Source organism: Aromatoleum diolicum, from assembly GCF_012910955.1.
GTDB lineage: Bacteria > Pseudomonadota > Gammaproteobacteria > Burkholderiales > Rhodocyclaceae > Aromatoleum > Aromatoleum diolicum.
The window spans coordinates 86,736-112,280 of the sequence record NZ_WTVQ01000011.1; the positions used below are offsets into that span (position 1 = coordinate 86,736).

Genomic DNA, 25,545 nt, shown 5'->3' on the forward strand with positions numbered 1-25,545 from the left:
GGGTACTCTCTGATCAGCGGTGACTGAGGGCGTATCGCAGCGCTGGCAACATTGCTGCGACCGCCGCCTCGCCTTCCACAATCGCTTCGCGGGCACGATGAAAGTCCATCGTACCGAGATGCGCGACGCGTGGCGAAATCTGCACGTCGGCCGGTTCGCCGGCGAGACGGCTGCGCGCGATGCGCACCTGCATGATGTTGATACTGGAAGTTAACACCGTCATCAAAGACGGTAAATCCTCATCGACAGCCGCTTGCTGGCCATTGCGCCCTCCCCCGTTCGCTCCGTTGGCAAACAATCCCAGACGCGCGAATAGTCGCTCAGTCCAGCCATTGCTGCTCTCCTCGTCATCTCCGGGTGACGGCCTCCAGGATTTCCCAACCACGTCGGAACCGAGGTCGACAGCGATCACGATTTCGGCCCCCATCGCGCGGCAAAGCGACACGGGCACGGGATTGACCAAGCCGCCATCGACCAGCAAGCGTCCATTCCTCAATACCGGCGTGAGCAACCCTGGAAGCGCTATAGAGGCACGAACAGCCCTTGCGACACTACCTTCGCGCAGCCAAATCTCGCGTCCCGTCTGCAGTTCGGTCGCCACGCAGGCAAAGCGACGGTCGAGTTGTGAAAAATCGCGATCGACGAAATTGCGCTCGAAAAACTGGATGAGTTTTTGCCCCTTGATCAACCCGCCACGCAGGCTGACATCAAGAAGCGAGACGACGTCCTGCCACTTCAGCGACTCGGCCCATTCGGTAAGCTTCGCGAGGTCGCCTGATGCAAGGGCCGCGCCGACGAAAGCTCCAATCGAGCAACCGCAGACTATCTGAGGCTCGATGCCTTCCCGAGCAAGCCCACGCAGCACGCCCAAGTGAGCCCACCCCCGTGCGGCACCGCTTCCCAGCGCCAGTCCGATTACCGGGCCATCCGTGTTGCGCTGCATGGGCGTCGGTTCGAACATGGCCGGAGCGCGGGGATATTCAGGCTATAGGTTCGGCGTAGAGATCGTGTACGTCGCAGTCGGTAATCCGCACCTGTGCGAACTCACCAGGCACGAGCCCGCCCCCGTTCGGGATGATCACCAGACCATCGACCTCCGGCGCATCGCTGCCCGATCGGGCAATTGCGCCTTCCTCGTCGACATCATCAACGAGGACGGTGATTTCCCGGCCAATCCAGCGCTCCAGGCGCTGTGTCGAGATATCTTCCTGGAACTCCATCAGACGCATGCGCCGTTCCTCTCGCACCTCGTCCGGCACCGGATCGGCCAGTTGGTTGGCATCCGCGCCTTCGACCGGTGAATACGCAAAGGCGCCGACGCGGTCGAGTTGAGCCTCGTCAAGGAAGTTCAGCAGCATCTCGAAATCTTCATCCGTCTCGCCAGGGAAGCCGGTAATGAAGGTAGAGCGGATCGTCAGATCGGGACAGATGCTGCGCCAGGCGCGGATACGCTCAAGGACGTTTTCAGCATTGGCTGGACGCTTCATCGCCTTGAGAATGCGCGGACTGGCGTGCTGGAAGGGCACATCGAGATATGGCAGGATCTTGCCTTCTGCCATCAGCGGAATCAGGTCATCGACGCTCGGGTAAGGGTAGACGTAATGCATTCGCACCCAGACTCCCAAATCGCCCAAGGCCTTGGCGAGATCGATCAGCTTGGTCTTGAGCGGCCGTCCGTTCCAGAAACCGGTGCGGTACTTGGTGTCGACGCCGTATGCGCTGGTGTCCTGCGAGATCACCAGCAGCTCCTTCACACCAGAATCGACGAGCGCCTCCGCTTCACGCATGACCTCGTGAATCGGCCGCGAGACCAGATCGCCGCGCATCGACGGAATGATGCAGAAAGCGCAACGATGATTGCAGCCTTCGGAAATTTTGAGGTAGGCGTAATGATTCGGCGTCAGACGGATACCCTGCGGCGGCACGAGGTCGGTAAACGGGTCGTGCGGTTTCGGCAGGTGCAGGTGAACGGCTTTCATCACGGCATCAGTGGCGTGCGGACCGGTCACCGCGAGCACCTGCGGATGTGCGGCCAGCACGACATCGTCCTTGGCGCCGAGACAGCCGGTGACGATGACCTTGCCATTCTCTGTCAACGCCTCACCGATTGCATCAAGCGACTCTTCAACGGCAGCGTCGATGAAGCCGCAGGTATTCACGACGACCAGATCGGCATCGTCGTAACTACCTGAAATTTCATACCCTTCGGCACGCAGGCGCGTGAGGATGTGTTCGGAATCAACCGTGGCCTTGGGGCACCCGAGAGATACGAAACCGACGCGCGGCACGCTCTGGATTTTCTGTTGGGTCATGCTCTCTGCTGGAACCTTGCGAACCGGACTATTCCGGTTACCGCATGCGTATTATTTGTGGGTAGCGCGACTCGTCTTGGTGGTCGCGGCAGCGGGATCGGCCTTGTCATCCTTGTCCGCGGCCGAAGGTGCGGGTGCGGGCGCAGCCGCTGCGGCATGATCATCCTTGCCGGCGGGTGTGTAATTCGGGAACGGGAAACCGGTAAAAATATTCCGCGTCTGACTTTCGATCTGCTCTTGCATCTGCGAAAACATTTTCTTGCTCTGATCGACGTAGGTACCCATTACGCTCTGCAGCGCGGGCCCCTGAAAGTTCAGGAATTGGGCCCAGAGATCCTGGCTGATCGGACTGTTCTCACCGTAGATCGCCTGTGCCTGTTCCTGCAACTTCGCCTGCATCTCGGTGAAGGCCTTGATGTTGTTTTCGAGGTACTTGCCCATCATGCCCTGCGTGGCATTGCCGTAAAAACGGATCATGTGCGCAAGAAGATCGCTGGTGAACATCGGTGCGCCGCCGGCCTCTTCTTCGAGGATGATCTGTAGCAGGATACTGCGGGTGAGATCCTCGCCCGTCTTGGCGTCGACGACCTGGAAGTCTTCGCGGGCAAGTACCAGTTCCTTCACATCCGCCAACGTGATGTACGAACTGGTCCGGGTGTCGTAAAGACGACGATTGGGATATTTTTTGATTAGACGTGCCTGATCAGCCATCTCTACTTCTCCTCGGCGGCGGTGAATTCCGCTCTCCATGTGGGCAAAATTATACCGCGCTGCGGAAAGAAAAACCCCGCCAATCGGCGGGGTCTGGCAGCCATCCGCGGGCGCGGATACTGCATTAGCACATATGAAGGCCGCCATTGATGTTGATCGTCGCACCGGTTACGTAACCCGCGAGATCGGAAGCCAGGTAAGAGCACAGGGCGCCGATTTCTTCCGGCTTGCCCAGACGCTTCATCGGTACGGTGTCGATGATGCCTTGGCGGATGTCTTCGCGAATCGCCATGACCATTTCGGTCCCGATATAACCCGGCGCAATGGCGTTGACAGTGACACCCTTGTTCGCCAGCTCCGCTGCCAGTGCCTTCGTGAATCCGAGCACCCCCGCCTTGGCGGTCGAGTAGTTGGCTTGACCGGCCTGCCCCTTGACGCCATTGACCGACGAGATATTGATGATACGACCCCAGCCACGCTCAGCCATTTTCGGCGAGATGTGGTGAGTGACGTTGAACAGGCTGTTGAGATTGGTGTTGATCACCGCATCCCACTGCGCCTTTTCCATCTTGGGGAAGAACTTGTCGCGGGTGATGCCGGCGTTGTTCACGAGGATCTCGATCGGACCGATATCGGCTTCGACCTTGGCCACCATCGCTTTACAGGACTCGTAATCAGACACGTCGCCTTCAGCTGCAACGAAGTCGAAGCCGAGGTTTTTCTGTTGGGCCAACCATTCGTCCTTCTGCGGGAAGCCGGGAAGGCAGTTTGCGACGACCTTCATGCCATCCTTGGCCAGGGACTGGCAAATTGCGGAGCCCAAACCGCCCATGGCGCCGGTAACGAGAGCGACTTTCTGAGTCATATTGCAATCCTCTTGCGGTAGTTTGGTGATGGGGAACCCTGAGCGCTCGCATCGAAGCCAGCCGCCCCGCTCCCGAATACGTAAACGATGCGGCCCTACAATTACCGCAAAGCGGGTAGATTATAGGCACATTTACGATCATTTGCTGCACCGCAATATCACAAATAAAAAACGGCGCGTTCCGGGCAGGAAACACGCCGTTTTCGCGAGCGACGCCCGCGGATCAGAACATGTGCTGGCCGCCGTTGATCGAGATATTGGCGCCGGTGACGAACGCAGCCTCCTCGGATGAGAGATAGGCAACGAGACCCGCGATTTCTTCCGGCTTACCCAGACGCGCCACGGGAATTTGCGGAAGGATCTTCGATTCCAGAATCTCCTGCGGAATCGCCATGACCATCTTGGTGCCGATGTAGCCGGGCGAGATGGTGTTGACGGTCACCCCGGAACGCGCCACTTCGAGCGCCAGGGCCTTGGTGAAACCGTGCATGCCGGCCTTGGCGGCAGAGTAGTTGGTCTGGCCGAAAGCCCCCTTCTGACCATTGACGGAGGAGACGTTGATCACGCGCCCCCATTTACGTTCCAGCATGCCGTCCATGACCTGTTTGGTCATATTAAACACGCTGTCGAGGTTGGTGCTGACGACCGCATCCCAATCGGCCTTGGTCATTTTCTTGAAGGTCATGTCGCGCGTAATTCCGGCGTTATTCACCAGCACGTCCACGGGCCCCACTTCCTTGGTAACGGTCTCGACACATGTCTTGCATGAATCGAAATCCGCTACGTCGCAGGGATAGGCTTTGAAGCCGTAGCCCATGTTGTTCATGGTCTGCAGCCATTCGCCAGCCTTGGCGTTGCCCGGGGAATGCGTCGTCACGACCCGATAGCCCAACGCGGCGAGCTTGATGCAGATCGCCTCTCCCAGACCACCCATGCCACCGGTCACTAGTGCAACTCTTGCCATATGATTTCCTCCTCTCCCGTAACTCGTCTCTCGAAGGGGTTCCAGCGCAATCCGGCAGCGCCCCCCGTACCCGCTGCCACTGGATGATTCTTATTCTTGCGAGCTAACCAACAGCCTCAGGCTCGTTCCTTGACATAACGCCCCGGGGCCGGCTCGATGGGTGCGTACTTCGCGTTGCCCATGCGACCGCGTGCAGCGACCTGCTTGCCACCGCGTAGTTTGAGCCATTCGATCCAGTGCAGCCACCAGCTGCCCTTTTGCTCGGAGGCTCCGTCGAGCCATTCATCAGGATCGGCCGCGTCCGATGCGTTCACCCAGAAGCTGCGGCGATTCTTCGATGCCGGATTGATCGCCCCGGCGATATGGCCACTAGCGCCCAGCACGAAGGTCGTTTCGCCACCCAGCAGACCACGCGACAGATACGCGCCTTTCCACGGCACGATGTGGTCCTCGCGCGCGGCAAGCAGGTAGGCGGGCGCATCGATCTTGCCGAGGTCGACCTTCGCCCCCAGCATCTTGAGCTTGCCCGGCACCCGCAGGTTGTTTTCCAGATACATGTTGCGCAAGTACCAGGTAAGGAAGGGGCCAGGGAGGTTGGTGCTGTCGGAATTCCAGTACAGCAGATCGAATGCCTGCGGTTTGTTTCCCTTCAAGTAGTTGCCCACCACGTATTGCCAAACCAGATCGTTGGCGCGCAGCGCGGAGAATACGTTTGCAAGCTCCTGGCCGGGCAACAGCCCGCCTTTACCGATGGCCGCTTCGCGTGCCGTCACGCTGGCTTCGTCAACCAGGCAGCCGAGTTCGCCCGAATCGGCGAAATCGAGCAAGGTGGTCATCAAGGTGAGACTTTCCACGGGATCCTCGCCACGCGCGCGCGCAACGCCAAGTGCCGAGGAGAGGATCGTACCGCCGACGCAGAAACCCAGCACGTTCGGTTTTTTGACTTTGGTTACTGCACGCACGACGTCGAGCGCGGTGAGTGGACCTTTTTCCAAATAATCGTCCCATGTGAACGTCGCCTCTTCGGCCTTGACGTTTTTCCATGACACGAGGAACACCGTGAAACCCTGCTCCACAACGAAGCGCACCAGAGAATTCTCCGGTTGCAGGTCCATGATGTAGAACTTGTTGATGCTCGGCGGAATGATCAACAGCGGCGTCTGCGCAACCTTGTCGGTCAGCGGCGCATATTGGATGAGCTGGATCAGTTCGTTCTCATAGATCACCGCGCCCGGCGTCAGTGCCAGGTTTCGCCCGACCTCGAAGGCTGCATCGTCGGTCATCGAGATGCGCCCCTTCTCGAGATCGGCAATGAGGTTCTTTACCCCCCTGGTAATGCTTTCGCCCTTCGTTTCCAGCGCTGCCTTGATGAACTCCGGATTGGTCGCAGCAAAATTCGACGGTGCAAGTGCATCGACATATTGCCGCGTCAGGAACTGCACGCGTGACTTCGCGCGACCATCGGCCATTGGCAGCACATCGGAAACCTGCTTCAGGAAATCGGCATTCAGCAGATAGGACTGGCGGACATAGTCGAACACCGGGCTCTCGGCCCATTCCGGCGATGAAAACCGACGGTCGCCCGGCTCCGGCTTGGCTACCGGCTCGCCCTGATCTCCCGGTTTGCGCTGCAGCATCGAAGTCCATAGGGTCATATGGCGCTCGGCGAGTTGCTGCTGCAAGCGGGTGAATGCCTCGGTTTCCGGCAGTGGCAGGCTTGGTGCAGCGGCGCCGCTGCTGTCTTGTATTGCCGCATGCTGGCGCACGATGCTCTGGAAGAAATTCTGCGCCATCGCCTGGCCGAACTGGAGCATCCCCTGCATCGCAGCTGTCGCTTGCTTGTCGTCGGATTCGGACATCAGCCCCTCCTGAGGCGCTGGTTCGGGAGCGCGCAAAGCGCACCCCGTCGTTCATGTTGATTTGTCGGCTGTCGTCGCCGTTGGCCAAGCGCACCGGCCCCGCATCCATGCGGGTAGAATCGGCGCCCATGTACATTATCGCAATCGCGTGGTTATACGTAGCCCTGCTCGCCGCCCTTGCCGACACCACGGTGGTGGGCGGCGTGCTCACCTTCGTGTTCTGGGGCCTGGCGCCGCTGGCACTTTTCCTGTGGCTGATCGGCACCCCGGCGCGCCGGCGCGGCGCCGCACGGCGCGGCGATGAAGACACAGGTACGAAAGATAGAGCCGATTCGGACCGCGATCAATAGTTGAACGCAGGCTACGCTCACGCGGACAGCCACACCAGCGACGCGAGACGGCCGGTGACACCATCGCGCCGGTAGGAAAAATAGCGCAGCGGATCAGCATAGGTGCATACATCGCCGCCGAATACGCGCTCCACTCCCGCCGAGCGCAAGCGCAGACGTGCAAGCAGGAAAAGGTCCGCAAACCACTTGCCGGGCTTGTCGCCCGGCATGAACGCGCGAGCAGCAACCGGATCTGCAGTAACGAATACCTGCCGGACATCGTCCCCCACTTCGAACGCTCGCGGGCCGATTGCCGGCCCAAGCCACGCGAGGATTCGCTCGGGCACCACTCCCATGCGAACGACCGTCGCATCGAGCACACCTGCTGCGAGGCCACGCCAACCCGCATGCGCGGCGGCGACAACCGTTCCGGCATCATCGCAGAACAATACCGGCAGACAATCCGCCGTCATGACCACACAGACCGCGCCGGGGCGCGTCGCGACTGCCGCGTCTGCCCGGATCACGCCACCGCCATCACCGGCGGCCGATGCGTCAGCGACATTGATGCCATGAACCTGATCCAGCCAAAGCGGCTCGGCCGGCAGGCAGGCGCGGAGCACGGCACGGTTCTGTGCCACGGCCTGTGGTGAGTCGCCAACGTGAGTTCCAAGATTCATGCTCGCATAAGGCCCTACACTGACGCCGCCGTGACGGGTCGTGGCGAGCGCCCTCACTCGCACGGGCGCGGGCCAGTCCGGTTCGATCCAGTCTGGACTCACCGCACGCGCTCCGTCCGCACACCATCGAGCAGGCGCACGAAATCCTCGGGCAGCGGGGCTTCCCAGGACATTGCCTCGCCAGTCGAAGGATGGACGAGACCGAGCCGGAATGCGTGTAACGCCTGCCGCGGAAACGCATCCAACATGGCATTACCGCTGCGACGCAGGCCATATGTGGCATCGCCGACGAGCGGGTGCCCGATGCTGGCCATGTGCACGCGGATCTGATGAGTCCGACCGGTCTCAAGCTGGCACTCGACGAGAGTCGTGCGGGCAAATTGTTCCTTGACGAGGTAGCGCGTGACGGCGGCGCGCCCCGACTGCACAACGGCCATTTTTGTCCGCTGCGACGGATGGCGGCCCACAGGCGCATCGACGGCGCCGGGACCGCTGATCAAACCATGCACGAACGCGAGGTAATGCCGCTTTACGGTGCGCGCCTGCAGTTGGCGCACAAGGTCGGTTTGCGCCTCAAGCGTCTTCGCCACTACGAGCAGGCCGCTGGTGTCCTTGTCGAGGCGATGAACAATACCCGCTCGCGGCACGCCAGCCAGGTGGGGTGCGTGATGCAACAACGCATTCAACAATGTACCGCTCCAATTGCCGCTGCCAGGATGCACCACGAGACCGACGGGTTTGTCGATCACGAGGACGTCCGCGTCCTCGTAGACCACTGCCAGTGGAATATCCTCAGGCGCTTCGGCGATTTCCTCGGGGGGTGGCGCAGCATCCACTTCAAGGGACTCTCCACCCCACACCTTGAATTTGGCATCATGCTGGCCACCATCGAGACTAACCCGTCCCGCCTTCAGCCAGTTTTGCAGCCGGCTGCGCGAATGCGAGGGAAAGAGACGAGCAAGCGCTTGATCCAGGCGCAATCCGGCGCAGTCCGCCGGAATCGTCAGTTGGTGGTGCAAAGCAGCCCCTTCCTGTGGGCTATAATCGTCCGGTTCATTCACGCGAGTTTTTTTCGATGGCCAGGTTCACCCTTAGAAGTTTAGCGGTTATCGGTGCATTGCTGCTCGGCGGTTGCGGCCTGCTGCCTGAACAGATCGACGAAACTGCAGGCTGGAATGCGCAGCGGCTGTATTCGGAAGCCAAGAACTATATGGCAGAGGGATCCTACGAGCAGGCGATCAAGCTCTTCGAAAAGCTTGAAGCCCGCTATCCGTACGGACCCCATGCGCAGCAGGCGCAAATTGAGGTTGCGTATGCGCATTACAAGTCGAACGAAGCGCCACTGGCCATCGCGGCAGCCGACCGGTTTATCAAACTTCACCCCAACCATCCGAACGCGGACTATGTCTATTACCTGAAGGGTCTGGCGACTTTCAATGAAGACCTGGGCCTACTGGCAGGATTGTCGAATCAGGATCTCTCGGAACGTGACCCGAAAGGGGCGCAAGAGTCTTTCGACACTTTCGGTCAACTGGTAAGCCGCTTTCCGACCAGCCGATATGCGGACGATGCGCGTCAGCGCATGCAGTATCTTGTGAACTCGCTGGCCGCGCATGAAGTACACGTCGCCCGCTATTATTATCGGCGCGGCGCGTATGTTGCGGCGATCAACCGCGCCCAGGCTGCACTCAAGACCTACCCGAACGCCCCGGCGACCGAAGAGGCGCTGTTCATGCTGGTCAAGAGTTATGACACCCTGGGGATGACAGACCTACGCGACGACGCCGACCGCGTCATGCGGAAAAATTTCCCAAATAGCGTGTATCTGGGCGGCGGCCCGAAGGATACGCGCCCCTGGTGGCAACTCTGGTAAACCGGATCATGCCGGGCGTGCGCAACGCCCGGCCGGGTACAAGCCCCTCACGCGAACTCAGCGGCGGCCATAGGTATCCTCAAAGCGCACTATGTCATCCTCGCCAAGATAGCTGCCAGACTGCACTTCGATCATTTCCAGCGTCATTTTCCCCGGGTTCTCGAGTCGATGAGTGACGCCCAGTGGAATGTAGGTTGACTGGTTCTCCGTCAGCAAGAAAGTCTCGTCGCCACGGGTAACCTTGGCAGTTCCGCGCACGACGATCCAGTGTTCGGCACGGTGATGGTGCATCTGCAGACTGAGTGCCGCGCCTGGTTTGACCTCGATGTGCTTGACCTGAAAGCGCCCGCCATTGTCGATGGAGTCGTAACATCCCCACGGGCGGTGGATCTTACGGTGCGCCAACGCCTGTGTGCGATTTTCCGCCTTGAGCCGTGCAACGATCTTCTTCACGTCCTGCGTGTGTTCCTTGTTAGCCACCATTACGGCATCCGCGGTTTCGACCACCACAAGGCTGTCAACGCCAAGACACACCACCATGCGACTGGTGGCATGCACGAGACTGTCGGTCGTAGCCTCGAACAGCACATCGCCGCGCCCCGCGTTGCCCGCATCATCCTTTTCCGCCAGCGCCCACAGCGCATCCCACGCACCAACGTCGGACCACCCCACCGACATCGGCACGACCTGCGGAGCGATCCCGAGCTCCGGCGCGGCAGCGAGTTTTTCCATCACGGCATAGTCAATCGAGTCCGACGGACAGGCTTCGAAAGCTTCGCGCCCCACGCGCACAAAATCGGCATCGCGCGCTGCGGCATCGATACCGGCTTCACAGGCGGTGAGCATCGCCGGATTAAAGTGGGCAATCGCCTTCAGCCAGATGGCGGCCCGCACCATGAAGAGACCGCTGTTCCACAGGTAGGCACCGCTGGCGACATATTCGGTGGCAGTCTGTGCGTCGGGTTTCTCGACGAAAGCCGCTACTTGATGCACACCGGGAGCAGCCTCCGCGCCAACACGGATATAGCCGTAGCCGGTTTCGGCACGTTCCGGCACGATGCCAAAAGCAACCATCGCGCCCGCTTTTGCCGCATCAAGGCCGGTGGCGACCGCGCGATGGAACGCCTCACGGTCACGGATGACGTGGTCTGCGGGCATTACGAGCAACACCCCGTCCGTGTTCTCCCGGTTCACGGTCAGGGCGGCCAGCGTCAGGGCCGGCGCGGTGTTGCGCCCCACCGGCTCAAGCAAGATGTGCTGCGTCGCGCAGCCGATCGCACGCATCTGCTCGGCAGTGATGAAGCGGTATTCTTCGTTGCACACGACAATGGGCTCGCGCGCAACCGGAAGACTGCCGGAAAACCCGGCCAGGCGCATTGCGGTCTGCTGCAGCATCGTGTCGTTTCCGATCAGTGCGATCAGCTGTTTGGGATATTGCTCACGAGAGAGCGGCCAGAGTCGGGTTCCGGACCCGCCGGAAAGGATTACAGGATGAAGGTACATACTGGATTACCGCCGAAATTCAGAAAATGTGTGCCCGCAAATACCAAGGAATCGGGATCCCTGAACTACATAACTCAAGGATACGACAAAAATCCGCCCTCTCATCGGGACCGGATGGGCGAATCCGGGCAAACACGAAACCATCCCGCGAGGAAGGCCCGATACCTCAGGAAAAGCGCAACGCTGCCTCAAGTCCGCAACAGGAACAACAATCCGGTCAAACGTCAGCACCGGAATGGAGCACCGAGGACGCCGAACCTTCGATACAAGCTTTGTAACACTGCGCACTCGTATGCCAGAAACGCAAAAAGGCCAGTCTTTCGACTGGCCTTTTTTCTTGAATCTTTGGCGCGCCCGGAGAGATTCGAACTCCCTACCCCTTGGTTCGTAGCCAAGTACTCTATCCAGATGAGCTACGGGCGCTTTGTGAAGAAGCGGGATTTTAGCAGATCCCGATCTTACGTCAACTACTTGTTTCGACTACTTGGCGGAGAGGGTGGGATTCGAACCCACGGTAGGCTCGCACCTACGCCTGATTTCGAGTCAGGTACATTCGACCACTCTGCCACCTCTCCGAGTCCCGCCCGGCCTAGCCTTGCGGGAGGCCGAATTATACGCAGAAGATTTTTTTGGAACAACACCAAACCAAAAAAAATTTATCTGTCGCGCGATCGCCCGAATCAGGTATTTATCCGGGGTGCAGCCGGTAGAAATTCCTCGTATGCGCGAACCGCCTCGGCAGCGTACATCAAGGACGGGCCGCCCCCCATATAGGTGCAGATTGCCAGAGTCTCCATCAGCTGTTCGCGCGTCACGCCACGGCGGATCAGGGCCTTCACGTGAAAACCGATACAGGCATCGCAGCGCGATGCAACGCCGATGGCCAGGGCGATGAGTTCCTTGTTCAGGGCCGTGACAGCCCCTTCCTTCAATGCCCCCTTGGCCATCAGGTTGAAGCCCTGCATTGTCTCGGGCGTTTCCGTACGCAGCGCTTCCAGCGCCTTCGACACATCTCGGGTAATCTGAGTGAAGGGATTTTTCTGACATGGCACCCCTAAATTTAAGCTTTTACTGATATATCAGCGTCTCGCCCGCTTCGAAACAACATTACGGGCGTGTCGGCAAAGACCCAGAAAGTCAAACAGCATTGCCAGAGCGGCGAAACTCACGCAGAATCATGCGGTTGTAAATGACGGAGCCGCTCCTTGCGTGCATTCCTACTTGTCATCCTGCTGATTACCCTTGGGGGCTGCAAACGCCCGGAAACACAGCGCATCGCAGACTTTCGCAGCATGGGCGAGCTGCGCGTAGCGACGCGCCCGGACGCAATTTCCTACCGTAGCGACGCCGCGGGGATCACGTCCGGATTCGAGCACGATCTGCTGCTTAAACTCGGCGAACGTCTCGGCATGCCGGTCCGCTTCATCGTGTTTCCGGACGCAACACGCGCGCTCGACGCCGTCATCCAGGGAAAGGCACACCTCGCGGCTGCCGGCCTAGGCCGCAACGAACGCCTGCCACTGGCCTGGTCCGCCCCGCTACGCGACGTTGACTACGTGCTGGTGGCGCGCACCGACACACCAGTAATTGCGGACGAAGGTGACCTGGCCGGACGAACAGTCAGCGCCCGACGCGGGTCTCTTGCTGCCGAAACACTGGCCCACATGCGCAAGCGCGTACCGCGGCTCAATGTGCATTTCCCCACGAACGCGGGTGATCAGCATCTTCTTGAACAGGCCGCGCAGGGAAATCTTGATCTCGTGGCAACTGACCGCGTCCATTTCGCATTCGCTGCGCAGACGTCGCCAGCTCTTTCCATCGCTTACGACCTGCCCGTCCGATCCGCGATTGCGTGGGCGCTGCCTCCTGATCGGGACAACGAGCTATCGAGAGAGGTGGACGCCTTCCTTGTCGAGGCCAAGGCAAACGATCTTCTCTCTCGCCTTGCCGATCGCTACTTCGGTCATATCCGGCGCCTCAACGACACCGACGTGACAAGCTTTCTGGCGCGCGTCCAAGCGCGTCTGCCGCGATACCGCAAGCATTTTCAAGAAGCGCAGGCCGATACGGGTGTCGACTGGCGCTTTTTGGCAGCCTTGGCCTACCAGGAGTCACACTGGGATCCGCTTGCGACATCCTGGTCGGGGGTTCGCGGGATCATGATGCTGACTTCGGAGACCGCCGATCGCCTCGGTGTCAGCGACCGGCTCGAGGCGCGCGAAAGCATCCTCGGTGGCGCGCGCTACTTCTCGATGCTGAGGGAGCAGCTACCGGCCGACATTCCCGAACCGGATCGATCATGGATGGCTGCTGCCGCCTACAATCTCGGGATGGGCCATATGAAGGGTGCGCGCAGCATCGCACTGCGTCTTGGCAAGGACAACACCAGCTGGTGGGACATGAAAACCGTGCTCCCGCTGATGTCGAAGCCCGAATACGCGGCCCGGCTGAAAGCGGGCGCGGCACGCGGCGGAGAAGCGGTGATCATGGCCGAGAACATCCGCAATTACCATGACATTCTCTTGCGCCTTGAGCCCCCCTACGCACCGACGCTGCAGCTGCCCCGACTGAAACTGGGGGCAACGGCAACGACAGGTTCAGACGGTTACTAGCCCCGCGGCTCGAGCACTTCGAGACCGCCCATATAAGGCACCAGCGCCTTCGGCACCAGAACCGAGCCGTCGCCCTGCTGATAGTTCTCCAGAACGGCGACAAGGGTGCGGCCAACCGCCAGACCGGAGCCATTCAGGGTGTGGACCAGTTCATTCTTGCCCTGCGCGTTCTTGAACCGGGTCTGCATGCGGCGCGCCTGAAAAGCGTCAAAGCAGGAACACGAGGATATCTCGCGGTACGTTTTCTGCGCCGGCAACCACACCTCGAGGTCATAAGTCTTCGCGGCGGAGAAGCCCATGTCGCCGGCACACAGGACGATCTTGCGATATGGCAGGTCCAACCTGCGCAGGATCATTTCCGCGTGGCCGGTAAGCTCCTCGAGAGCAGCCCAGGAATTGTCCGGGTGCTCGATGCGCACCAACTCGACCTTGTCGAACTGATGCTGACGGATCATGCCGCGCGTGTCCCGCCCATAGCTCCCCGCCTCCGAACGGAAGCACGGGGTGTGACTGACAAACTTGAGCGGCAGGGCATCCGCGGACAGGAGCTCCCCGCGCACAAGGTTGGTAACCGGCACTTCCGCCGTCGGAATGAGGTAGAAACGCCCGTCGTCCTTCGGCACCGAAAACAGGTCGGCTTCAAACTTGGGCAACTGCCCGGTACCAAACATGCTTTCTGCATTGACAAGATACGGGACATAGACCTCGGTGTAGCCGTGTTCGCGCGTGTGTACGTCCAGCATGAGTTGCGCGAGCGCGCGGTGCAGGCGGGCAATTTCGCCGCGCATCACCGCGAAGCGCGACCCGGAGATTTTCACCGCGGTTTCGAAATCCAGCCCCCCCAGAGCGCTGCCGACATCAACGTGGTCGCTCACCTCGAAGTCGAACTCCCGTGGCGTTCCCCAGCGCGAGATCTCCACGTTGCCGGACTCATCGCGGCCCGCGGGCACGCTTTCGTGTGGCAAGTTGGGCAAGCCAGCGACGAATGCATCGATACGGCCCAGCAAGACGCCTAGCGCCTGCTCGTTGGCCCTCAACTCGTCACCGATACCTCCCACTTCGGCCATCACCGTCGACGCATCCTCACCTTTGCCCTTGAGCATGCCGATCTGCTTCGAGAGCGCATTACGTCGGGCCTGCAGTTCCTGGGTGCGGGTCTGCAGGTTCTTGCGTTCGCCCTCCAGTGCCTGGAAGACAACGGGGTCAAAACTCGCACCCCGCGCGCCTAGCGCGGCGGTGACGACATCAATCTGATTACGCAGCAGTTGGATATCAAGCATGGCTGTTCCGGAAGTCTTTCAATTCAATAGGTAGGCGACGGTTGTTGCGACGGCATCGAAGATTCCGGCGCCAACCCCTTCTGATTCATGGAATTTTATTGCAAAACCGAGCGATTACCGCAGCGCACAATTATATTAATAAAATCAATCGTTTATTGACATTTCGCAATCAAAGTTTTCTTGCATTCGGCACGATCTGGCTTAGAGTTAACAGGCCATACCAACGCCGCATCAGACGGCGCTCGTGACATTAGAGGAGATACGCATGTTGTCTATCAGAGACTGCCTTGATTATTGCGATTTGACCGATGACGAAGTAGCACTCATTGCCGAGCATGAAGGCATACCCGATGTGGCCGCCGCGCAGATTGTCTGCGGCATGGTCCAGACACCCGAAGGGGTGCTCGTGCTGACCGGTTACATGCAGGACTTGATCGAGAGAGCCACCCAGCGCGGTGACTTCGACCGGGCCGAGCGCGCGAAAAACGTTTGCGCACGCTTCATGGCTGACCATCCGCTGCCCCACTGAGGGCTGCCCCGTATCACAAATCCGGGGCGGGCCGCCGGGCCGCCGCCTCGTCCAGTTCACGCAGGTGGTCGAGCTTGGCGGCTATGCGCCCCTCGAGTCCATACGGTGTCGGGCGATACCAACCCTGCCGCGGCACGCCATCCGGCAAATAGCTTTCGCCTGCAGCGTAGGCTTCCGGCTCGTCGTGGGCGTAGCGATATGTCTTGCCGTAGCCAAGCTCCTTCATGAGCCGGGTTGGGGCGTTGCGCAGGTGCAGCGGTACCGGACGTGAGGCATCGCTGGCAACGTATTTTCGCGCGGCGCTATAAGCGTTGTAGACAGCATTCGATTTTGCGGCACACGCGAGAAAGATCGTCGCCTGTGCGAGCGCCAATTCGCCTTCCGGGGATCCGAGCCGCTCATAGGCACTACACGCGTTGAGCGTGATTTCAAGCGCCCGAGGGTCGGCCAGACCGATATCCTCAACCGCCATACGTACAAGTCGCCGCCCCAGGTACAGTGCGTCCGCGCCGCCATCCAGCATCCGGCACAGCCAGTAGAGCGCCGCGTCCGGATTTGAGCCGCGCACTGATTTATGAAGGGCCGAAATTTGATCGTAGAACGCCTCGCCGCCCTTGTCGAAGCGGCGCAGCTTGCTTGACAACGCCTCGTCAACAAACTCCGGAGTTACCGGATTGACGCCCGTCGTTTCTGCGGCGACTTGCACCTGCTCGATCAGGTTCATCAGCCGGCGCGCATCGCCATCGGCAAAGCCAACCATGCGCTCACGAGCGGTCTCGGCAAATGCAAGTCCGGGACAGGCAAGCGCGCGGGCGCGCTCGAACAGACCGTTCATCGCCTCGTTCTCGAGCGGTTCGAGTACATATACCGCAGCACGCGACAGCAGCGCGGAATTGACCTCGAACGATGGATTCTCGGTCGTAGCGCCGATGAAAGTCACCAGCCCCTGCTCGACGAACGGCAGGAAGGCGTCCTGCTGGGCCTTGTTGAAACGGTGCACTTCATCGACAAACAGGATCGTGTGCCGGCCGCGCGCCTTGGCCGCCTGCGCCTGACTGATTGCCTCGCGAATATCCTTGACGCCGGAAAACACCGCCGACAGCGCGACGAATTCTGCATCGAAGGCCTGCGCCATGAGTCGCGCCAACGTCGTCTTGCCAACGCCTGGCGGCCCCCACAGGATCATCGAATGCAGCTTGCCGGATTCGAAAGCCAGCCGCAGTGGCTTGCCGGACCCGAGCAGATGGGGCTGCCCGGCGAGTTCGTCGAGCCGCGTCGGCCTCATCCTCTCCGCCAACGGTATATGCGGCGGTTCAATGGAGTCGAAAAGGTCAGCCATCCCGGAAAGCTGTGTCTCAGTCGCCGATGACGTCGGCGCCGGGTGGCGGCGAGAAGCGGAACAGGGCCGGATCGGGCCGCACGTTGGCAACCAACGAGCGAAACTCGATCAGAGTAGTCTGACCGAAATTATCCTTCAGTTCCATGCGCTTCAGCAGCCCGCCTGAAAGCCCCATGCGCATCGACTCGAAGCTGCTATCAGCCTTCTTGGGTTTCGCAAGCACCCATTCCAAACCATCACTCACCCCTGCTTCGGCAAGATCGAAATTGCGATCGAGCACGTCGTCGCCGGCAAGAATGGCCGCCGGCGTGCTGCCCAACGCATCGCCAAGACGCTTGACCGTAACTTGGTTGAGATCGCGATCCCAAGACCACAACTTCTCGCCATCGCTTACCAGCAGCTGCGCGTACGGCTTGTCGTAGGTCCAGCGGAATTTGCCCGGACGCGCGAATACGAAACTGCCGCTGGCGTGCTGCGGCTTGCGCCCGGAGGCTGCAGAAACCGTTTGATCGAATTCTCCCTGCGCACTCCGCGCCCCCTCAACGAACTGGTGTAGTTGCGCAATGCCGCCCGCCGCCGAAGCGGTCAGTGAGACGCATGACAGCGCGGCAACGAGGCCTACTCGTGCAGCCACCCAACGCACATTGCCGGACGATTTCATTCGCTTTCCTTCGCGGGCACAATCACCTCGCGGTTGCCGTTGGAGCCCATCGCAGAAACGAGACCCGCGCGCTCCATCTGCTCGATCAATCTCGCTGCACGGTTGTAACCAATGCGCAGGTGACGCTGCACCAGCGAGATCGATGGGCGTCGAGTCTTGATAACCACTTCGACCGCTTGGTCGTACAAAGGATCGGCTTCGCCCTCACCCTCGCCGCCCCCACCACCAAGCGCGGCCTCCAGCTCTTCCTCGGGCGCGGACAGAATGCCTTCGATGTAGTCCGGCGGACCACTGCGTTTGAGGTGCTCTACCACCTTGTGCACTTCGTCATCAGCGACGAAGGCACCATGCACGCGCACCGGCAAGCCCGTGCCCGGTGCGAGATAGAGCATGTCGCCCATACCCAGCAGGGCTTCGGCGCCCATTTGATCGAGAATCGTGCGCGAATCGATCTTGCTCGACACCTGAAACGCAATCCGCGTCGGCACGTTGGCCTTGATGAGCCCCGTAATGACGTCGACCGACGGACGCTGGGTGGCGAGGATCAGGTGGATGCCGGCAGCGCGCGCCTTCTGCGCGAGGCGTGCTATCAACTCCTCGACCTTCTTGCCGACCACCATCATCATGTCTGCAAGCTCGTCCACCACCACCACGATGTGCGGCAGCGTTTCGAGCGGCTCGGGGTTGTCCGGATTGATGGCGAATGGGTTCTTCAGCGGCTTCTCGGCTTTCTCCGCCTCGGTCACCGCCTTGTTGAAGCCAGCCAGGTTACGCACCCCCACGGCTGCCATCAGCTTGTAGCGCTTGTCCATCTCCACCACGCACCAGTTGAGGGCGTTGGCTGCGTGCTTCATGTCGGTGACGACCGGCGCGAGCAGATGCGGGATGCCCTCGTAGATCGAGAGTTCCAGCATCTTCGGGTCCACCATGATGAGGCGAACCTTCTCCGGCCCGGCCTTGTAGAGCAGCGACAGAATCATCGCGTTGATCCCGACCGACTTGCCCGAACCGGTGGTACCGGCCACCAGCAGATGAGGCATCTTCGCGAGATCCGCGACCACCGGCTGACCGCCGATGTCCTTGCCGAGCGCGACCGTCAGGGCCGAATGCATGTCATGATAGGCTTTCGAGCCGAGGATCTCCGACAGGCGAACAGTCTGGCGCTTGGCGTTGGGCAACTCGAGAGCCATGCAAGACTTGCCCGGTACCGTCTCGACGACGCGGATCGACACCAGCGACAAGGCGCGCGCCAGATCCTTGGCAAGGTTCACGACCTGACTACCCTTCACACCGGTAGCCGGTTCGATTTCATAGCGTGTCACCACCGGGCCCGGATACGCAGCCAGCACCTTGACCTCGACTCCGAAGTCGGCAAGCCTGTTTTCAATCAGGCGCGACGTGAATTCGAGTGTCTCTGCCGAGGGCGGCTCGACGTCACCCGACGGCAGGTCAAGCAGACTGAGAGGTGGAATGGCCCCGACCGGCAGGTCGGAGAACAGCGGCTGCTGGCGCTCCTGCAGACGCTCCTTTTCCACTCGCTCGGATTTCTGCACCTCGACCACCGCAGGCTCGATGCGTAACTGCGGCGGTGGGGCCGCTTCGGTCTTGCGTCGCTTGGTTTCGACCACCGCTTCACGCTTCTGCGCCACCTGCTGTCCGACCTTGCGATCCTGCCAGCCAAACCACGCACGCTGCGTCGCCAACCACGCGTGCTCAAGCGACAGCCCGACCCGTTCAATCACCGAAAACCATGAAATCCCGGAGAACAGGCTCAAGCCCGAAGCGAGGAGCGCCAGCAACAGCAGCGTGCCGCCGGTAAAGCCGAGATAGCGCTGCACCGCCATCCCCAGTTCGACCCCCAACAGGCCACCGGGCGCGAGAGGAATGCTGGCGCCATGGGAATAGAAACGCAGGGATTCAAGCGCACTGCTCGCCAGTAGCACCACGAAGAATCCGCACAACACGATGAAGAAGGAACGCTTGTCGAGTCGCAGATCGTGGCGCAGGCGACGGAATCCCCATATCAGCCCGTAGCCCAGAAAGACCACCCACCACCAGGCAGACAAGCCGAAGAGATAAAAGAGCAGATCAGCCAGCCAGGCACCGAAACGGCCACCGGGATTGCTGACACGCGCCACCTCGGCCGCATGCGACCAACCGGGATCGGATTTGCTGTAACCGAGCAGCACCAGACCGACATAGAGTGACATCACGCCGAGAATTAGCCAGCGTGCTTCCTGAAGAAGGAGGGAGATCTTTTCCGGCAGGGGCTGGGAACGGGGGGACTGGCGGGACGACATCGGAGCGGAAACCAAAGCCCTGGAAAAATCAACAGTCCGCAATTATATGCGATCGGCCCGTCAGGCCGCTGCCGCTGTTGCGAAGCGAAACAGAGCAACCGGGACCAGGCTCAGAGTTCATTAAGGCGATCGCGCAGGACGATGCCGCGATCGGTTTCCTCAATCAGGCCTTGCGTGCTCAGATCCTTCATCACACGACTGACCATTTCGCGCGAGGCGCCGATCATCTTCGCAATGTCCTGCTTGGTGATCTTGCGCACCACCACTGCGTCGCCATTCACGTCTTCGGACATTTCGAGCAGCAGCCGCGCAACTCGGCCATATACGTCCATCAGGGCGAGACTCTCGATCTTGCGATCGGCATTGCGCAGACGGTCGGCGAGATTGCACATGATGCGCCACGCGACCTCGAAATTGTCCTGCATGATGCGGCGAAAATCGTGCTTGGCGATCATTACGAGATCCGCAGGCGTCACCGCCACGACCGATGCCGAGCGTGGCTGCTCGCCAAAGATGCCCATCTCGCCGAAGAGCTCTCCCTGACCAAGGATGCTCAGAATCACCTCGCGCCCATCCTCATCGCTGACCACGACCTTCAGGCTGCCGGTCAGCACGAAATAGACGAAATCGCTGCGATCACCTGCATGCAGCACGCTCTGCCCACGCGGAATGCGACGCATCACGGCGGCATGGGCAACCGTCGCGAGCGTGTCATCCGACAAGCCGTGAAAGAGCGGAAACGTCCTCAGTGCGGCGGTCGAAACGGCGGTAGCCTGCGTCATGAAAACTCCGGAACAGCACGATCAAGAAAAACCAGAAAAGCTGGCGTGCGACGAAGCACAATTTCACGAAGTATAAACGATTCCCGCTCGCCGCCACTCCGGGCCACACGAGGCCCACCGATCGAATTCCCCGTCGCAATTGCTTTGCGCTATCGGCGCCATTGGATCGGTGCGCAATGCCCCTCGGCTATAATCGCCGCATTGCCAACCAGAAAGAAGACATCGCCATGACCACCAAGCACGCACGTCTGCTCATCCTCGGTTCCGGCCCGGCCGGCTATACGGCCGCCGTCTACGCGGCCCGCGCCAACCTGAATCCGGTGTTGATCACCGGCCTCGCGCAGGGCGGGCAACTGATGACCACGACCGAGGTGGACAACTGGCCGGCTGACGCCGACGGCGTGATGGGTCCGGAACTGATGACACGCTTCCAGAAGCACGCGGAACGCTTCAATACGGAGATGATCTTCGACCACATCCACACCGTGAAGCTGGCCGAAAAGCCGTACCGCCTGGTCGGCGATGCCGGCGAATACACCTGCGACGCCTTGATCATCGCAACCGGCGCCACCGCAAAATACCTCGGGCTGCCGTCGGAGGAGAAATTCTCCGGACGCGGGGTGTCGGCGTGCGCCACCTGCGACGGCTTCTTCTACAAGAACCAGGACGTCGCCGTCGTCGGCGGCGGCAACACGGCGGTCGAGGAAGCGCTGTATCTCGCCAACATCGCTAAGAAGGTGACCGTGGTCCATCGCCGCGAGAAGTTCCGCGCCGAAAAGATCCTCATCGACAAGATGATGGAGAAGGTTGCCGCGGGCAAGATCGAGCTGGCACTCAATTCGACCCTCGACGAGGTGCTCGGCGACAACACCGGCGTGACCGGCATGCGCGTCAAGGATATGAATACCGGCACGACGCGCGATGTGGCGCTGCAAGGCGTGTTCATCGCGATTGGCCACAAGCCCAATACCGACATCTTCGAAGGGCAACTGGAAATGGAAGGCGGCTATATCGTCACAAAGGGTGGCCGCGAGGGAGATGCCACGTCCACCAGCGTACAGGGCGTTTTTGCGGCTGGCGACGTGCAGGATCACATCTATCGCCAAGCGGTCACCTCGGCCGGCACGGGCTGCATGGCTGCGCTGGACGCCGAGCGCTATCTCGACGCCCTTGGCAACTGAGTCCTGTGATGGCCCGTCCGCCCCGTCCTGCGTCAGCCAGACCGGCAGATCGGAGCGGGCCGTCACGCAGCACGCTTGAGGAGCTTGCCACTCTGCGTGGCAAACTCCGCCAAGACAGGGGCGGCAGCAGAACAACCGGATCGACGCCTCCCGGCAAGACAGCGCCCGAACCCGATACCTCGGCACTGACTGGTGCAGACACTAGAGATAGCGATCTGCTGCGTGTCGCATTGCGCGACGTAAAACCGCTGAACCACGCGAACCAGCGCGCTGAAATCGATACACCCAAGCCTCCTCCCGTACCGCGCCCACGAACCACGACCGAGGTAGAGGACGATGCGCCCGTCGCGCAGCGTCGTAGACAGGCCCCCACCGATGGCCGGGAGCTTTTCCACTTCGCGATGGGGGACGTTACACCAATCCCGTCCGCGAACCGCGCTGAAATTGGCGTCGATCGCGGCCTTGCACGGCGACGCAGGGCGGGCAATTTAAAGGAAGCGGAACAGGGGGCGATGAACACCATTCCACTGCTTCCTCTCGAACCTGAAAAGCTTGATCCGGCCGAGCTCTTCCGCTATGCCGTGCGTGGCTCTCAACCCGTCAATACGCGCAATCGCGCCGAGCTCAGCCCACCGGCTCCGATGCCGCAGCCACTCAAGCACTTTGAAGACGAACACGCGGCACTGCGCGAATCGCTCGATGCACCGATGAGTCTGGAAGACAGGCTCGAAATGGGCGACGAGGCAGCTTTCCTGCGCCCAGGTCTGCCACGCCGTGTGCTAACAGACTTGCGCCGCGGACGCTGGGTGCTGCAAGGGCAACTTGACCTGCATGGGCTCAATCGTGACGAGGCGCGCGGCGAACTGTCGCGCTTTCTGACTGCAAGTCTGCAGCAAGGCCGCCGCTGCGTGCGGGTGATCCATGGCAAGGGACTGGGCTCGCCGGGCAAGGAGTCGATCCTGAAACAACTCTCGCGCGGCTGGCTCGCGCAGCGCGAAGAGATCCTCGCCTTCTGCCAGGCCGGCCCGCACGACGGAGGGTCGGGTGCCCTACTGGTGCTCCTCAGGGCAGGAAATCCCGCCCGTGGCTGACTGGCGGCCCGGTCAAGCGAGACAACTGTCCGGTTACGATGCACGCAGGGCGGCATTCGCCGCCCCCCCTGCGATCAGATCGCCGCCTCGTTGGTCTCGCCGGTGCGAATGCGGACAACTTGTTCGACCGGCATGACAAATATCTTACCGTCACCGATTTTGCCCGTATGCGCAGCCTTGATGATCGCCTCGACGGCTTGCTCAACCAGGTCGTCCCCGATGACGATCTCGACCTTGATCTTCGGCAGGAAATCGACCACGTACTCGGCACCGCGGTACAGCTCGGTATGGCCTTTCTGGCGGCCAAAGCCTTTCACTTCCGACACGGTCAGGCCGGCGATACCGACTTCAGACAATGCCTCGCGCACTTCGTCGAGCTTGAATGGCTTGATGATGGCTTCGATTTTCTTCATGTCGATCTCCTCAATGTTCGACTAGTGCCCTGTCAGTATTCATCCTGATAGCGCGATGTTATCGGATAACGCCAGTCCCTGCCGAAACCACGCTTGGTCACCCGAATACCGACCGGCGATTGTCGCCGCTTGTATTCGTTGCGCTTGAGCATGGCGACGGTCCGCCGCACCTCGGCCTCCGGGTATCCGCGGGCGATTATTTCGCGCGGCGACTCGTCACCCTCCATATAGGCCTCGATGATCGCATCCAGTACTTCATAGGGCGGCAGAGAGTCCTGGTCGGTCTGGTCGGGCTTGAGCTCGGCCGACGGCGGACGCGTAATGATGTTTTCCGGGATCACCGGACTCACCGTGTTGCGCCAGCGGGACAAGCGGAATACAAATGTCTTGTAGAGATCCTTGAGTACCGCGAATCCGCCCGCCATGTCGCCGTAAAGCGTTGCATAGCCGGTCGCCATCTCACTCTTGTTGCCCGTCGTGAGCACTATTGCGCCGGTCTTGTTCGACAACGCCATCAGGATCATGCCGCGGATACGGCTCTGAAGGTTCTCCTCGGTCGTGTCGGCGGGCAGCCCCTTGAACTGGTCGGCCAGCAGGTCGCCGAACGTTCTCATCGCCGGCTCGATCGGAATTTCGTCGTAGCGCACCCCGAGGTTCGCCACCAGCGCACGGGAATCATCGAGACTCATCTGGGCCGTATAGGGCGACTGCATCATCACCGCGCGTACTCGCTCTGGCCCCAAGGCATCAACGGCGACGCACAAGGTCAGCGCCGAGTCGATACCGCCAGACAGCCCGATGATCGCCCCGGGAAAGCCATTCTTCCCCAGATAATCGCGCACCCCCGTCTTGAGCGCCTCATACACTTCCGCTTCGATCGGACGCGGTGGTGCCACGTCACCCGACACCCAGCTTCCGCTGCGCAGGTAGACAAGGTCGACACGTTCCTCGAAAGACGGCGCCTGATAGGCAAGTTTGCCGTTAGCGTCGAGCGCAAACGACGCACCATCGAAGACCAGTTCGTCCTGCCCGCCAACCATGTTGCAGTAAAGCACTGGCAGACCGGTATCGGCAACGCGGTCGCGCAGCACCTCGTAGCGCCGCTGCAACTTGTTCATGTGATACGGCGAAGCATTCAGTCCCAGTAACACTTCGGCGCCTTCGGCGCGTGCCAGTTCCGCCGGTCCCGCCTCCCAGAGGTCGGCACAGATGTTTACGCCGAGCTTCACCCCCTTCAACTCGAACACGCACGCGGCAAGGCCACGGTCGAAATAGCGTTCCTCATCGAACACTTCGTAGTTCGGCAGCAAGTGCTTATGGTACGTAGCAACAACCTGGCCATCGCGGATCACTGAGGCCGCGTTATAGCGCCATTCGTGACGCTCCTCGGGATGCCCCAGCACCAGGGTGATATCGCGCGTCTGCGCAGCAATGCGTGCCACTTCGTGCGCGCAGGCGCGATAGAAATCCGGGCGCAACAGCAGATCTTCGGGGGGGTAACCCGATAGAGCCAGCTCGGGTGTCAACAACAGGTCAGCCCCCAAGCTGCGAGCTTGTTCGAGTGCGCGGATGATCCGGTCGGCGTTAGCCGTCAGGTCGCCGACGGTGACATTCAGCTGGGCAACCGCAATGGAGAGGGATTGGTCGTTCGGTTTCATGGGCGCAACTATACCGCTTCGGCTCGGCGCACGCGCGAGTCGGACCCCACCGACGCGCAACGCCTAATGCACGAGCAACTCCGAAACCTTCTCTTACGTTTGATCGCTGAACCGCGGCACAGCGCTCGTCGGCGCGCAGACCTACAATTGAATCATCATCAACAGCCGCCAGGTTTCACCATGATCATCCGCCTCGCCCTGGTCACATCCCTGGTTGGCCTCGCGGCGTGCTCGTCCGCACCGCCTCTCGCCCCCAGTGCCAGCCCCGGGCTAATTGACACACCCCCAAGCACGGAACAACAGCAACTGGAATTCAAGCTCGCGAGTGGCACCTATCGTTGCGACATGGGCCAGCGGGTCGAGGTACAGCGTGCTCCCGGCGACAATCAACTCATCCAGATCGGCTGGACAGGCAAACGCTACCAACTGACGCGCAACCCCTCCCATTCAGGCCTGCCTCGCTTCGAGGACAGCCGAAGCGGACTGGTCTGGATCGATCTACCGTGGAAGAGCATTCTGCTCGACGGACAGACGAACAGACCGCTCGCCAGCGAGTGCAAGCTCAGCTGATTCGCGCCAACACCCACCAGTGCGCGTTGCCAC

The 25,545-nt window shown here is 60.7% G+C and carries 24 protein-coding genes and 2 tRNA genes; 7 read left to right on the forward strand and 19 right to left on the reverse strand.

The window, feature by feature from the left end; genetic code table 11:
* Positions 1-13 precede the first annotated feature (13 nt).
* The 6 genes from rssA to phaC form a co-directional block, all read right to left on the reverse strand.
* Positions 14-961, reverse strand: a complete 948-nt coding sequence (gene rssA, locus GPA25_RS08710; protein WP_169259980.1) for a patatin-like phospholipase RssA — start codon at positions 959-961, stop codon at positions 14-16.
* A gap of 19 nt (positions 962-980) precedes the next feature.
* Entirely contained in the window at positions 981-2,312 is a 1,332-nt protein-coding gene (gene rimO / locus GPA25_RS08715; protein ID WP_169259981.1) for a 30S ribosomal protein S12 methylthiotransferase RimO, read from the reverse strand.
* Between the two features lie 51 nt (positions 2,313-2,363).
* Positions 2,364-3,023 (reverse strand): polyhydroxyalkanoate synthesis repressor PhaR, encoded by a 660-nt coding sequence (phaR, locus tag GPA25_RS08720; protein WP_169259982.1) that lies wholly within the window; start codon positions 3,021-3,023, stop codon positions 2,364-2,366.
* A 124-nt stretch (positions 3,024-3,147) separates the two neighbouring features.
* On the reverse strand, positions 3,148-3,888 hold the full coding sequence (gene phbB, locus GPA25_RS08725) for a beta-ketoacyl-ACP reductase (RefSeq protein ID WP_169259983.1): 741 nt from the start codon (positions 3,886-3,888) through the stop codon (positions 3,148-3,150).
* A gap of 223 nt (positions 3,889-4,111) precedes the next feature.
* Positions 4,112-4,852 (reverse strand): acetoacetyl-CoA reductase, encoded by a 741-nt coding sequence (phbB, locus tag GPA25_RS08730; RefSeq protein ID WP_169259984.1) that lies wholly within the window; start codon positions 4,850-4,852, stop codon positions 4,112-4,114.
* A gap of 116 nt (positions 4,853-4,968) precedes the next feature.
* The gene (gene phaC, locus GPA25_RS08735) at positions 4,969-6,711 is read right to left on the reverse strand and encodes a class I poly(R)-hydroxyalkanoic acid synthase (RefSeq protein ID WP_169259985.1); all 1,743 of its coding nucleotides are present in this window, start codon (positions 6,709-6,711) and stop codon (positions 4,969-4,971) included.
* Positions 6,712-6,839: 128 nt separating this feature from the next.
* Between phaC and GPA25_RS08740 the strand changes: the two genes are divergently transcribed.
* Positions 6,840-7,061: a hypothetical protein gene (locus GPA25_RS08740; RefSeq protein WP_169259986.1), complete on the forward strand. Its 222-nt coding sequence runs from the start codon at positions 6,840-6,842 to the stop codon at positions 7,059-7,061.
* A 17-nt stretch (positions 7,062-7,078) separates the two neighbouring features.
* Here GPA25_RS08740 and pgeF read toward each other — a convergent pair whose 3' ends face one another.
* Together pgeF and rluD are read right to left on the reverse strand one after the other, a co-directional pair.
* A complete protein-coding gene (gene pgeF, locus GPA25_RS08745) occupies positions 7,079-7,822 on the reverse strand; it encodes a peptidoglycan editing factor PgeF (protein ID WP_169259987.1) in 744 nt (247 codons plus the stop codon).
* Positions 7,819-8,781: a 23S rRNA pseudouridine(1911/1915/1917) synthase RluD gene (rluD, locus tag GPA25_RS08750; protein WP_169259988.1), complete on the reverse strand. Its 963-nt coding sequence runs from the start codon at positions 8,779-8,781 to the stop codon at positions 7,819-7,821. The genes pgeF and rluD overlap by 4 nt, the downstream gene beginning before the upstream one ends.
* 14 nt (positions 8,782-8,795) lie before the next feature.
* Between rluD and GPA25_RS08755 the strand changes: the two genes are divergently transcribed.
* The gene (locus GPA25_RS08755; protein WP_169259989.1) at positions 8,796-9,593 is read left to right on the forward strand and encodes an outer membrane protein assembly factor BamD; all 798 of its coding nucleotides are present in this window, start codon (positions 8,796-8,798) and stop codon (positions 9,591-9,593) included.
* A gap of 57 nt (positions 9,594-9,650) precedes the next feature.
* Here the strand turns inward: GPA25_RS08755 and GPA25_RS08760 are convergent, their stop codons facing one another.
* The 4 genes from GPA25_RS08760 to GPA25_RS08775 form a co-directional block, all read right to left on the reverse strand.
* Positions 9,651-11,096, reverse strand: coding sequence for a mannose-1-phosphate guanylyltransferase/mannose-6-phosphate isomerase (locus GPA25_RS08760; protein ID WP_169259990.1), 1,446 nt, complete (start codon positions 11,094-11,096; stop codon positions 9,651-9,653).
* Between the two features lie 346 nt (positions 11,097-11,442).
* Positions 11,443-11,519, reverse strand: a tRNA-Arg gene (locus tag GPA25_RS08765).
* 62 nt (positions 11,520-11,581) lie between these two features.
* A tRNA-Ser gene (locus GPA25_RS08770) sits at positions 11,582-11,671 on the reverse strand.
* 105 nt (positions 11,672-11,776) lie between these two features.
* Positions 11,777-12,106, reverse strand: a complete 330-nt coding sequence (locus GPA25_RS08775; RefSeq protein WP_343034880.1) for a carboxymuconolactone decarboxylase family protein — start codon at positions 12,104-12,106, stop codon at positions 11,777-11,779.
* A gap of 195 nt (positions 12,107-12,301) precedes the next feature.
* Between GPA25_RS08775 and mltF the strand changes: the two genes are divergently transcribed.
* The gene (mltF, locus tag GPA25_RS08780; protein WP_169259991.1) at positions 12,302-13,708 is read left to right on the forward strand and encodes a membrane-bound lytic murein transglycosylase MltF; all 1,407 of its coding nucleotides are present in this window, start codon (positions 12,302-12,304) and stop codon (positions 13,706-13,708) included.
* Here the strand turns inward: mltF and serS are convergent.
* The gene (gene serS, locus GPA25_RS08785; protein ID WP_169259992.1) at positions 13,705-14,988 is read right to left on the reverse strand and encodes a serine--tRNA ligase; all 1,284 of its coding nucleotides are present in this window, start codon (positions 14,986-14,988) and stop codon (positions 13,705-13,707) included. The two genes, mltF and serS, sit on opposite strands and share 4 nt — an antisense overlap.
* Before the next feature lie 265 nt (positions 14,989-15,253).
* Here serS and GPA25_RS08790 point away from each other — a divergent pair, with 265 nt between their 5' ends.
* The gene (locus tag GPA25_RS08790; protein WP_169259993.1) at positions 15,254-15,517 is read left to right on the forward strand and encodes a hypothetical protein; all 264 of its coding nucleotides are present in this window, start codon (positions 15,254-15,256) and stop codon (positions 15,515-15,517) included.
* Positions 15,518-15,530: 13 nt separating this feature from the next.
* Here the strand turns inward: GPA25_RS08790 and GPA25_RS08795 are convergent, their stop codons facing one another.
* The 4 genes from GPA25_RS08795 to GPA25_RS08810 all read right to left on the reverse strand — a co-directional run bounded on the left by GPA25_RS08795 (position 15,531) and on the right by GPA25_RS08810 (position 20,599).
* Positions 15,531-16,856 (reverse strand): replication-associated recombination protein A, encoded by a 1,326-nt coding sequence (locus GPA25_RS08795; protein ID WP_169259994.1) that lies wholly within the window; start codon positions 16,854-16,856, stop codon positions 15,531-15,533.
* Between the two features lie 16 nt (positions 16,857-16,872).
* Complete coding sequence (gene lolA / locus GPA25_RS08800) at positions 16,873-17,517, reverse strand: outer membrane lipoprotein periplasmic chaperone LolA (protein ID WP_169259995.1); 645 nt, start codon at positions 17,515-17,517, stop codon at positions 16,873-16,875.
* A complete protein-coding gene (locus GPA25_RS08805) occupies positions 17,514-19,817 on the reverse strand; it encodes a DNA translocase FtsK (RefSeq protein WP_169259996.1) in 2,304 nt (767 codons plus the stop codon). The genes lolA and GPA25_RS08805 overlap by 4 nt, the downstream gene beginning before the upstream one ends.
* Before the next feature lie 110 nt (positions 19,818-19,927).
* Positions 19,928-20,599, reverse strand: a complete 672-nt coding sequence (locus GPA25_RS08810) for a Crp/Fnr family transcriptional regulator (RefSeq protein WP_169259997.1) — start codon at positions 20,597-20,599, stop codon at positions 19,928-19,930.
* A 227-nt stretch (positions 20,600-20,826) separates the two neighbouring features.
* Between GPA25_RS08810 and trxB the strand changes: the two genes are divergently transcribed.
* A complete protein-coding gene (trxB, locus tag GPA25_RS08815; RefSeq protein WP_169260018.1) occupies positions 20,827-21,780 on the forward strand; it encodes a thioredoxin-disulfide reductase in 954 nt (317 codons plus the stop codon).
* Between the two features lie 92 nt (positions 21,781-21,872).
* The gene (locus GPA25_RS24380; RefSeq protein ID WP_425486372.1) at positions 21,873-22,871 is read left to right on the forward strand and encodes a Smr/MutS family protein; all 999 of its coding nucleotides are present in this window, start codon (positions 21,873-21,875) and stop codon (positions 22,869-22,871) included.
* A 74-nt stretch (positions 22,872-22,945) separates the two neighbouring features.
* Here the strand turns inward: GPA25_RS24380 and GPA25_RS08825 are convergent, their stop codons facing one another.
* On the reverse strand, positions 22,946-23,284 hold the full coding sequence (locus GPA25_RS08825) for a P-II family nitrogen regulator (RefSeq protein ID WP_169259999.1): 339 nt from the start codon (positions 23,282-23,284) through the stop codon (positions 22,946-22,948).
* A 32-nt stretch (positions 23,285-23,316) separates the two neighbouring features.
* On the reverse strand, positions 23,317-24,942 hold the full coding sequence (locus tag GPA25_RS08830) for an NAD+ synthase (RefSeq protein WP_169260000.1): 1,626 nt from the start codon (positions 24,940-24,942) through the stop codon (positions 23,317-23,319).
* A 180-nt stretch (positions 24,943-25,122) separates the two neighbouring features.
* On the opposite strand from GPA25_RS08830, the gene GPA25_RS08835 reads away from it, so the two are divergent.
* On the forward strand, positions 25,123-25,512 hold the full coding sequence (locus GPA25_RS08835) for an MliC family protein (protein ID WP_211163023.1): 390 nt from the start codon (positions 25,123-25,125) through the stop codon (positions 25,510-25,512).
* Positions 25,513-25,545: the final 33 nt, after the last annotated feature.